Origin of the sequence: Chryseobacterium sp. RR2-3-20 (genome assembly GCF_017808115.1) — a bacterium.
Classification (GTDB): Bacteria; Bacteroidota; Bacteroidia; order Flavobacteriales; family Weeksellaceae; genus Chryseobacterium; species Chryseobacterium oryzae.
Genome location: NZ_JADQBD010000085.1, coordinates 1 through 9,914 on the forward strand (window position 1 = coordinate 1; position 9,914 = coordinate 9,914).

The window sequence follows — 9,914 nt, forward strand, 5'->3', positions numbered from 1 at the left end:
TTCTTTACTGGTCATAACTGTATAATGTTTAAAAATAGTAAAAAGTTATTTGGCTTCGCCGAACCACTTCGTTAGGTTTCCGAAAAATTTTTTGAGCTTCGAGGGCTCAAAATTTTTCAGAATAACTTTTCTACTTACACAGTTAGTAGGACGCTACCTTTTGAAGTTAGAATTCTAGTTTTTATGATCTTTCCTTCGGCAAGCTCAGGATAAACTTCACCTCAGACTGACAATTAACTACTCTTCTTTTTTCAGACTTTCTATCAAACCTTCAAGTTCTTTGATTTTATCTTTCAGGTTTTTGATGTCATTTTTGTTATTGGTGACTTTGCTTTTCAGCATCACTGTTCTGGCACGATCGCTGTGATGTTCATCGTCCTCATCTTCGTTGATTTCCTCAATATCTTCCTGGATTTCATCAATATCTTCTGAGATTTCATCCAAATCTTCACTGATTTCCTCGATGTCTTCCTGGATTTCATCAATATCCTCTTGGATTTCGTTGACATCTTCCTTCAAATCTTCGATATGTTCGGAACTTTTGTTGACAGACATTTGGATGAAAATCGCCAGATAAATCGCTTCCAAAGAAACGACAGTCGTGAGAACCAACAGCATTTTGTCAAAATCTACCAATCCAAAAAGTGGCAAAGCAAAACTGACGATAAAGAAAATCGTATGCAAAATCAAAGACGGAATAGAGCCTACCCACCAAATGATTCCGTTTGCAATCTTCTCTAAAACGGAAAGCTTTTCCTGATTTTCTTCTGTGATTTTCATTATAACAGTAAAATATTTAAAAATAACTTTAATCTAAATACAAAAATAAGATAAAGAAATCATTTTGATTTAAAACTAAAAAAAGAGTTTCCAAAAATCTGAAAACTCTTTGAAAATTTTATTAGAAAAAATATCAATAAGTCCAAAAAGCCCATTGATTGCCGTTGTAAACAGCCAAGACTTTATTACCACCATTATTGATGAGTGCCATCATACCAGGTGCTGGATTTACAATATTTTGATGAGAAGATACAATTGGCAAAACCATCGCCTTGTTTGTAGATTCTAAAACCAAAATACCATCTGCAGCAGATGTATTGCTTCCTATCACAGTTTTTGCATTGGCATTCTCTCTCGAGATAGGTTGGATTCCCAGAAAAGACGTTACATTCGCATTTTGCAAGCTAAGATCTACCCAAGTCGTTCCATTGTAATACTCTACTCTTGCAGCTGTTGGTGTTGTTGCGTTCAGGATTAAACTTCCGGGTGTTGTAAGTCCTGTTTTATTGGTAACATACGGAAGAATCAAACCTTTGTTTCCTGAGTTTGCAAACTCCATCAAAACAGAATTTTTGTTGGAAGCAGTCCCAATATTATCTCCAAAAATAACTTGAGCCTTCCAATTACTAATTAAGAACAATGACAATATAATAGCTAATTTTTTCATTTTTATGGGCAAGTTTTTCTGTTGTAACATCTCCAACCTATGGTTGAATTGACATAGATTTTCAGACAATTTTCTGTGGTATCGTAAACCATCATTCCTTCTACAGGATTTGTAATATTTGCAAGATTGGCGCTGGAGATACGTGTGGGAACGAAAGGTTTCTTATTAGATTCCAATGCAATATAACCTCCTTTTCTCACCATCGGCCAGTTATTGTTGCTTGTCTCAGCTCCGGCGCGTCCTTGGGAAGTAATTCCAACTTTCGTATCCAAAGCCGTCCCTGTAGTTATTGGATTTTCTAAACAGTACATTGATATAGAATTAGTACTATAAGCTGAGAAAGCAACATCACTATCTCCAGATAAAACCTGTACAAATCTTACTGCACTTGTATAATTAGTTGCTGTAATTCCAAAATCACTCAGTTTGAATGTTAAAATTCTAATATCCCTAGTTGTTCCAGAAAAAGCAGGACCACTATTGTAATCATGTGGACAATTGCCTGCATAATAAAAACTCCAAAGAGCCTTTCCAGAAGGTGATACAGAAGGAAAATTAACATCTTTCTGAACACCTACAGTATTACCATTAACATCAGTAAATTTAAAAACATCGAAACTGGAACTAGGCGCACCGACTTGAGTTACGATAATATCAGGAATATCATCTGTGATACAATTTGGATTAATATCAGCCAAAACATTTACCAAAAAAGTTAATTCTTGCTTAGGAATATTGAAAACTGCTGTACTTAAATCCAGACCATTAATTCCATCTCTTAAATAATAACCTAAAGAAGTACTACAGCTTAAGGAAGGCGTATTAGTTTGATCTTGAAGAACACCATTCACATACCTTGGAATACCAATCAAAAAGTTGGTAGCCGTGCTAGTTGTATTAATTGATGTTGGAAAAGATCTGTAGCTTTCATTCACAAAACTAACGCCATTAGCTGTCAATCTTGCATTATTGACACCCGTAGAATAGGTCACTCCTCCAACCGTAAACCCAAGAAGATTATTGGTATCTTGTGCAGTAACATAAGTTGTCGAGTTATCTTGGGAAGTCCAATAAGTATTGTAATCACCGTAGATGACACTTGGTCTCAATTGTGAATACATTAAAGAACAGAAAAAAAAAGTAAGAATTAAACATACTTTTTCATTTAAATTTTTATTCATTTTCGCTGATTTTCATTATAACCGCCGCCCTGAGCAATGTGTGTTAACGACAAAGTTAGGGATAATTATCGAGAACACAGTTTAATTATGATTTAAATCATTATAATCATTTGCTAAAATATATTATCAACCTGTTGTGCATTTAGGAATTAAAAAAAAAAAAGATTGTCCATTTGATTAAAAAATCGTATATTTAATTGATTACCAAGTCATTAAATACATGAACAATCTTATTCAAAACTACAAAATTATTTTAAAAGAATTGACAAACACCTGTAAATATATTACTACAAGTAAGCAAATTAGGCTTCCAAAAATGTCTGATTTGGAACTTGTGGCACTCAACCTCACCGCAGAATATATGTCTATTAACTCTGAACTACAGTTATTTAGATACATTTCAGGGACTGATTTGGAGGGAAGAATTGAAAGGAGTGTCTACAATAAAAGGAAAAGAAAACTTTTTCCCTACATTGAAAAAATCAGAGAAACCTTGAGCAGCAAGTTTTCGGATTTCACCGATGTCTTTATTGTGGATTCCACGCCAATTGAAATCTGTAAAATAAGTCGGGCAAATCGTTCTGCAATCTGTTCCACGGATGAGATCAAACCTGCATATGGATATTGTGCCGCACAAAAATCTAGGTATTTTGGCTATAAACTTCATGTGGTTTGTGACAAAAATGGAATCTTCCACTCGTTTGATTTTTCCCCTGCAAACGTTCACGACGTGAACTATCTGCACGACATTAAGGAGAATTTTGAAAATTGCTTATTAATCGGCGACAGAGGGTACATCAGCAAAGAACTCCAACTGGATTTATTCAACTATTCCAAGATAAATCTTTCGGTTCCAATGCGTAAAAACCAGCATAATTTTGTGGACTTTTGCAAGACAAAATCAAAAATCAGAAAGAGGATTGAAACCAATATTTCGCAACTGTGCGGACAGTTCTTAATGAATATTAACCTCGCAAAAACCTTTCAAGGTTTGGCAACAAGAATAGTATCAAAAATAACTTCTTTTACCATGATTCAATATCTCAATTTTTTCGTCTTCAAGAGAAGTTTGAATAAGTTAAAAATTAATTTGTGCTAAATGCACAACAGGTAAGAGTATCATTATCTATGGTAAACTCTGTAAATTAATCTTCATATAAAATTCTATCATCATCTTTAAAAATAAAATTTTTAAAATTATTTTTATTCAGGTTAATTTTTTGCTGATCTCGAATAATAGTTAAATCTTCAATTTTTTTTTTGATCTGAAAACCTTTGAAATATTTGACTTTTAGTTATTGTAAAAAACAAAAACAAGGAAAAAGCAAAAACCCTTTTCCTACAAATAAATTGATTATTAAATTCACAAAACTCATCTCTGAAATTTAGCAAGAAAATGAAGGTATTTCGAACACAAATGCAAAATCTAAAGCACCAATTAAAATTTTCTTTTTCATAAATTTAGCATAAAATTAATATTTATTTTTATACATGCAATTATTTAGAGTTATACAACCTACAACTATATGTAAAGAATATCGTTTTATTCACAAAAAGTATTACATTCGCAAAAAGTATGATTTCAGCATATTTCAATCTGATTACTAATTTCAATAAAAAATCGCGAAACTGATTGAAATTCAACCCAAATTGGTGGATTTTTTTTTTAAAACAACACATCTATATGAAAATTGCCATAATCGGAGCCGGAAACATGGGGCTATCTTTTTCGAAATCATTTTTGAAATACGAATTGATAAAGCCTGAGAACCTTCATCTCATTACCCGAAACCAATCTAAAATCCAGAAAATTTCTGAAGAATTTCCAAAATCGAAAATCTCTTTATTTGAAAACTTAAATACAATTGATGCCGATTTAATCATTATCGCTGTAAAACCACAGGATTTTCAGAAAACCGCCGAAAACATACCCTTTTCATTCAATGAAAACCAGATGATTCTCTCCATCATGGCAGGAATTAAAATTGAGAAAATACAAAAATCATTAAATCATTCTTTGGTAGTTCGTGCCATGCCTAACTCTCCTACTCTCTTGGGAATGGGAATTACGGGATATACTTCTGCAGAAGGAATTTCTTTTAATCAATTAATGAATATCGAAAGACTTCTAAACAGCACCGGAAGATCTGTTTATCTCGAAAACGAAGAACTTTTGGATGGTGTTACGGCTCTTTCAGGAAGCGGACCTGCCTACTTTTATTATATAGTTGATGCTATGATAAAAGCTGGTGTACAGATGGGAATAGACGAAAATCTCTCCAAACTTTTCGTAAAACAGACGATGTTGGGAGCTTATCATCTGATTAATAATTCTGAGAAAAATCTTGAAGAACTCATCCAAGATGTTGCTTCTAAAGGAGGAACCACAGAAGCTGCCTTAAAGACTTTTAATGAAAATCAATTAAAAGAAATTTTACAGAACGGAATTTTAAATGCTGAAAAAAGAGCCAAGGAACTGAATGGCTGAATAAAATTATCGAAGTCATAATTTAAGGAGCAATATTGATGCAAAAAAGTCCTGTCTAATTTCATATTGCTAATTAGGCAGATTATTTAGTATTTTTCCTACTCAGATATTCTTTTTGATATTGTTTCACTGTTTTCCCGGTTCCATCATGCTTCCAACCGGGAGAATTGAAAATATAATTTATTCTGTCTGAAATTTTTAATCCGGGCTTCTTAATATCTTTCCATATTTTACGCCATTCATATAAGAGAACTGTATCCGGATTATTGTTGGGCATTTTAGGATAAATCCCAAATTTCACTGGTACATTAGGATCTTCTTTTTCGAATGTTCCGAATATTTTATCCCAAATAATAAGGCACATCCCCATATTTTTGTCGAGATACTTCACATTACAGGCATGATGTACTCTGTGATGAGAAGGTGTTACCAAGATATATTCTAACACTCCCAGACTTTTTACAGCCTGAGTATGAATCCAAGTTCCGTAAACCTGCCCTATGGCATATACCACCATAATATGCCAAGGATTGAAACCTAAAAAAGCCAGCGGAGAAAAATACAGATATCGGTACAATGGCTGCAGAACAGGACTTCTGAAACCCGTTGTAAGATTAAAATATTCTGAATTGTGGTGTGTAATATGAACCGCCCAAAAAGCTCTTGAATGATGATCTACATAATGTAAAACATAATATGCGAAATCTGTAGCAATAAAACAGAAAACCCAATACCAAAGAGTAAATTTCCACGTAAAAAGACTATGATTGTAAAAAAAGAACATTACTCCCATCGCAAAAACCTTCATTACCAAGTCTAAACCGAAATTCATCAGTGCAAGATAAATACTGGTTGCAACATCTTTTCCGTTGTATAATTTAGCTTCAGAGATATGGCTGTAAATCATCTCAGCAAGAATTACAGCAGCAAGAATGGGAATAGACCACGCATAAACACTTTCGAGACCATCTTCTCCCACAAAGAAATCCATCATTACAAGTTTATTTTGGTACAAATTTAGAATTTTAGAAAAGTTCTGTAAAAGATTTTTTTCTTTTTTAATTGAAATTTAATTAATCGGCAGATTTATTTGCCAATTGTCCGCAAGCAGCATCTATATCTCCACCGCGGCTTTTTCTTACCACGCAAACAACACCGGCATTTTCCAATTGTCGGATATAGTTTTCTTCTGCCTGTTTATTACACTGATCGTATTTTCCGTCTCCTATAGGATTATACTGAATTAAATTAACCTTAGAAGGAACCTGTCTGCAATATTTAATGAGTGCTTTAATATCTTCATCCGTATCGTTAATTCCTTTCCAGACGCAATATTCAAAGGTAATAACAGAACCAGTTTTAGAATACCAGTATTGCAAAGCCTCCATAATCTCAGTCAGCGGAAATTTATCCGAGAAAGGCATTATTTCATTCCGTTTGGTTTCTATTGCCGAATGTAGAGAAAGTGCCAATTTTACTTTCAATCCTTCATCTGCCAACATTTTAATCATTTTAGGAATTCCGGACGTAGAAACGGTAATTCTTCTTGCCGACATTCCCAATCCTTCCGGCTGGGTAATTTTCCTAATAGCTTCAACAACATTTTTGTAGTTCATCATCGGTTCTCCCATCCCCATAAAAACAATATTGGAGAGAGGTCTGTCGAAATACATTTTACTCTGACTGTCGATTAAAGCAACCTGATCTACAATTTCTGCCACTTCAAGATTTCGCATTCTCTTCAGCCTTGCAGTAGCACAGAATTCGCAGTTTAGAGAGCATCCAACCTGAGAAGACACGCACGCCGTAGTTCTTGTTTCGGTAGGAATTAAAACAGATTCTACCAATAATCCGTCATGAAGTTTTACTCCATTTTTAATGGTTCCATCTGTACTTTTCTGCAATAAATCTACAGAAACAGGATTAATGGTATATTCTTCGGCTATTTTGTCCCGAAGCTGTTTAGAAAGATTGGTCATTTCATCAATCGAATGGAGATTTTTACTCCACAACCAATCGTAAACCTGTTTCGCACGAAAAGGTTTTTCTCCCAAAGAAACAAAGTAATCTTTGAGTTGGTCGAGTGATAAAGTTCGGATATCTTTCATTATGTTGTGGGTATGGGATGTCAGAAAATGGAAGAAAATTGGGCACCGAATTGTAAACTTCAGCACCCAATTTTCCAGTTTCCAGCTTTATAAAATTAACATGGCATCGCCATAAGAGTAAAATTTATATTTTTCTTTAACTGCCTCTTCATACGCATGCATAATAAAATCTTTACCTGCAAACGCTGCAATCATCATAATTAAAGTAGATTTTGGCGTGTGGAAATTGGTAATCATAGAATTTGCGATTCCGAAATCGTGCGGCGGATAGATAAATTTGTTTGTCCAACCCTGAAAAGCAGATATTTTCTTATTAGAAGAAACTGAAGTTTCTATTGCTCTCATTGTAGTTGTTCCTACAGCACAAACTCTTCTGTTTTCCTGTACTGCTCTATTGATGATTTCTGCATTTTTTTCATCAATAATAACCTCTTCAGACTCCATTTTATGCTTAGAAAGATCTTCTACTTCAATTGGGTTGAAAGTTCCCAATCCTACGTGAAGCGTAATTTCTGCAAAATCTACCCCTTTAATTTCCAATCTTTTCATAAGATGTTTAGAGAAATGAAGACCTGCCGTAGGTGCCGCAACAGCTCCTTCTATTTTAGCATAAATTGTCTGATATCTTTCTGCATCTTCAGGTTCAACCTCTCTTTTAATGTATTTCGGAAGTGGAGTTTCTCCTAGTTCCTTCAACTTCGCTCTGAATTCTTCATAAGAACCATCAAATAAAAATCTTAAAGTTCTTCCTCTTGAAGTGGTATTATCGATAACCTCAGCAACCAAAGATTCATCTTCTGTAAAGAATAATTTGTTCCCAATTCTTATTTTTCTTGCAGGATCTACCAAAACATCCCAAACACGAGTTTCTTTGTCTAGTTCTCTTAATAAGAAAACTTCAATTTTGGCACCTGTTTTTTCTTTATTTCCGTAAAGACGTGCAGGGAAAACTTTGGTATTATTGAAAATAAACAAATCTTTTTCGTCGAAATAATCTACTACATCTTTAAAAAGTTTATGCTCAATGGTTTCAGTTTTTCTGTTAAGAACCATGAGTCTTGCTTCATCTCTGTGCTCTGAAGGGTGTTCTGCCAGCAATTCGGCAGGAAGGTCGAAATTAAAATCGGATGTCTTCATTTTTTAAATTACGGTTTAAAAATTATACAAAATTACAGACTGTAATTTTGAGAGGTGCAAATATACAACATTCTACACCCCTTTGTCAAGCATTAATTTTACATCCTTTTATTCATAAGGGATACAAGAGGGTAATTTGTTATTGAACTCCTTTTTTTGAGGAAAATTTTCGCTATTTTAGTATCCAAAAATAGAAACGATGAGCAAATATTCAATTGAATCTTTTGTACAGGAAACAAAAGAGAATCCTTTAGAAAGAGATTATTTCGAACTGGAAAAACCAGCACTTTTAGAAATTAATTTGAACAATCAATCAGTTTGGACAAAAGCAGGAAGTATGGTGGGCTATGTTGGAAATATTAATTTTGAAAGACAGGGAATGCTTTCGGGCGGACTTGGGAATTTATTGAAAAAAGCAATCAGCGGTGAAGGTTCTAAACTGATGAAAGCCGAAGGAACAGGTAAATTATATGTTGCCGATGATGGAAAGAAAGTAAGAATATTACATCTGAATAATGAAACTGTCTGTGTAAACGGAAATGATGTTTTGGCACACGAACAAAGTATAAAAAGTGATATTACAATGCTGAAAAGTATCGCTGGGGTTATGTCGGGCGGATTATTTCAGGTAAAACTTTCAGGAACTGGACATATCGCAATAACCACTCATGGTGAGCCTTTAACTTTATTGGTCACTCCGGATGCGCCGGTTTTCACAGATCCAAATGCAACTGTAGCCTGGTCTGGAAATTTAAGTCCTGAACTAAAAACCAATGTTTCTTTCAAAAGTTTAATTGGAAGAGGAAGCGGTGAAGAATTTCAGATGAAATTTTCCGGAAATGGATGGGTTTTGATACAGCCTTATGAGGAGGTTTATCGGGTTGAAAAATAAAAATCAGAAAAGCGATTCGATTGAATCGCTTTTTTATTCTTCAAAATCAGACCAATAATTATATTCTTTTAATATTAATTTCTTGGGCACTATAATACTTAAGTCAGTTTTCTCAATTTTTTGAGTCGACTCTAAAAAAGCGTAACCAGAATTATAATATTTTGTTTGCTGACTACTTACAATATATTTGAATTTAGGGTTTAGAAATGACTTTATTTTTTCATTAATTTCCTCAGTTCTGCTATAGTCTGCACTAAAGTTCACATAATCGAATTGAGATTTTTCAATTTTTACAATTCCTGAGATTTTCTTTCTTTTTAATCTCGCATTTTTGAAAACAATAATGTTATAATGTAAAGAATCTATTTTTTCGACTTTAATTACATTTTCTTTATCATAATCTTTGGTCTTTTGCTCCGGAAATTGATTTGAATATTTATAAACAGATGTTAGATTACCGTTCGATTTATTCACTTTAAAAACATGTCTTATACGATTTTCTTTCTCAGAAATCGTAGCTATTATTTTATTATTTTGAGTTCTTAAAACTAAACTTTTATTATTATGAATATCCGTAATTTATCATAACTTTTGTATATTTGTAGTAATCAAACAATTAGATATGAATTTATTCAGTTTTTCAGCACATTTTGGGACAGAA

At 33.5% G+C, this 9,914-nt stretch carries 10 protein-coding genes; 3 read left to right on the top strand and 7 right to left on the bottom strand.

What is annotated here, in order from left to right:
* Positions 1-237 precede the first annotated feature (237 nt).
* From IV513_RS13915 to IV513_RS13925, 3 genes are all read right to left on the bottom strand, one after another.
* The gene (locus tag IV513_RS13915; RefSeq protein WP_209391163.1) at positions 238-780 is read right to left on the bottom strand and encodes a DUF1003 domain-containing protein; all 543 of its coding nucleotides are present in this window, start codon (positions 778-780) and stop codon (positions 238-240) included.
* Positions 781-913: 133 nt separating this feature from the next.
* On the bottom strand, positions 914-1,447 hold the full coding sequence (locus IV513_RS13920) for a hypothetical protein (protein ID WP_209391164.1): 534 nt from the start codon (positions 1,445-1,447) through the stop codon (positions 914-916).
* Positions 1,448-1,449: 2 nt separating this feature from the next.
* Complete coding sequence (locus IV513_RS13925) at positions 1,450-2,628, bottom strand: hypothetical protein (RefSeq protein WP_209391165.1); 1,179 nt, start codon at positions 2,626-2,628, stop codon at positions 1,450-1,452.
* Positions 2,629-2,848: 220 nt separating this feature from the next.
* On the opposite strand from IV513_RS13925, the gene IV513_RS13930 reads away from it, so the two are divergent.
* Both IV513_RS13930 and proC read left to right on the top strand, forming a co-directional pair.
* The gene (locus IV513_RS13930; RefSeq protein ID WP_209391166.1) at positions 2,849-3,727 is read left to right on the top strand and encodes an IS982 family transposase; all 879 of its coding nucleotides are present in this window, start codon (positions 2,849-2,851) and stop codon (positions 3,725-3,727) included.
* A gap of 585 nt (positions 3,728-4,312) precedes the next feature.
* Positions 4,313-5,116, top strand: coding sequence for a pyrroline-5-carboxylate reductase (proC, locus tag IV513_RS13935; protein ID WP_209391167.1), 804 nt, complete (start codon positions 4,313-4,315; stop codon positions 5,114-5,116).
* Positions 5,117-5,198: 82 nt separating this feature from the next.
* On the opposite strand, the gene IV513_RS13940 is transcribed toward proC, so the two are convergent.
* From IV513_RS13940 to queA, 3 genes are all read right to left on the bottom strand, one after another.
* A complete protein-coding gene (locus tag IV513_RS13940; RefSeq protein WP_209391168.1) occupies positions 5,199-6,110 on the bottom strand; it encodes a sterol desaturase family protein in 912 nt (303 codons plus the stop codon).
* A 79-nt stretch (positions 6,111-6,189) separates the two neighbouring features.
* Positions 6,190-7,224 carry a 23S rRNA (adenine(2503)-C(2))-methyltransferase RlmN gene (gene rlmN / locus IV513_RS13945; RefSeq protein WP_209391169.1) on the bottom strand — a complete coding sequence of 345 codons (1,035 nt, stop codon included), beginning with the start codon at positions 7,222-7,224 and terminating at the stop codon, positions 6,190-6,192.
* An 87-nt stretch (positions 7,225-7,311) separates the two neighbouring features.
* A complete protein-coding gene (queA, locus tag IV513_RS13950; RefSeq protein ID WP_144281106.1) occupies positions 7,312-8,361 on the bottom strand; it encodes a tRNA preQ1(34) S-adenosylmethionine ribosyltransferase-isomerase QueA in 1,050 nt (349 codons plus the stop codon).
* Between the two features lie 199 nt (positions 8,362-8,560).
* Here queA and IV513_RS13955 point away from each other — a divergent pair, with 199 nt between their 5' ends.
* Positions 8,561-9,253, top strand: coding sequence for an AIM24 family protein (locus IV513_RS13955; RefSeq protein WP_209391170.1), 693 nt, complete (start codon positions 8,561-8,563; stop codon positions 9,251-9,253).
* A 33-nt stretch (positions 9,254-9,286) separates the two neighbouring features.
* Here IV513_RS13955 and IV513_RS13960 read toward each other — a convergent pair whose 3' ends face one another.
* The gene (locus tag IV513_RS13960; protein ID WP_209391171.1) at positions 9,287-9,727 is read right to left on the bottom strand and encodes a hypothetical protein; all 441 of its coding nucleotides are present in this window, start codon (positions 9,725-9,727) and stop codon (positions 9,287-9,289) included.
* Positions 9,728-9,914: the final 187 nt, after the last annotated feature.

What these genes read in the sequence shown, in the direction of transcription:
- rlmN (WP_209391169.1), bottom strand. Translation starts at nt 7,224, where the DNA reads ATGAAAGATATCCGAACTTTATCACTCGACCAACTCAAAGATTACTTT.
- IV513_RS13925 (WP_209391165.1), bottom strand. Translation starts at nt 2,628, where the DNA reads ATGAATAAAAATTTAAATGAAAAAGTATGTTTAATTCTTACTTTTTTT.
- IV513_RS13915 (WP_209391163.1), bottom strand. Translation starts at nt 780, where the DNA reads ATGAAAATCACAGAAGAAAATCAGGAAAAGCTTTCCGTTTTAGAGAAG.
- IV513_RS13955 (WP_209391170.1), top strand. Translation starts at nt 8,561, where the DNA reads ATGAGCAAATATTCAATTGAATCTTTTGTACAGGAAACAAAAGAGAAT.
- proC (WP_209391167.1), top strand. Translation starts at nt 4,313, where the DNA reads ATGAAAATTGCCATAATCGGAGCCGGAAACATGGGGCTATCTTTTTCG.
- IV513_RS13940 (WP_209391168.1), bottom strand. Translation starts at nt 6,110, where the DNA reads ATGATGGATTTCTTTGTGGGAGAAGATGGTCTCGAAAGTGTTTATGCG.
- IV513_RS13930 (WP_209391166.1), top strand. Translation starts at nt 2,849, where the DNA reads ATGAACAATCTTATTCAAAACTACAAAATTATTTTAAAAGAATTGACA.
- IV513_RS13920 (WP_209391164.1), bottom strand. Translation starts at nt 1,447, where the DNA reads ATGAAAAAATTAGCTATTATATTGTCATTGTTCTTAATTAGTAATTGG.
- queA (WP_144281106.1), bottom strand. Translation starts at nt 8,361, where the DNA reads ATGAAGACATCCGATTTTAATTTCGACCTTCCTGCCGAATTGCTGGCA.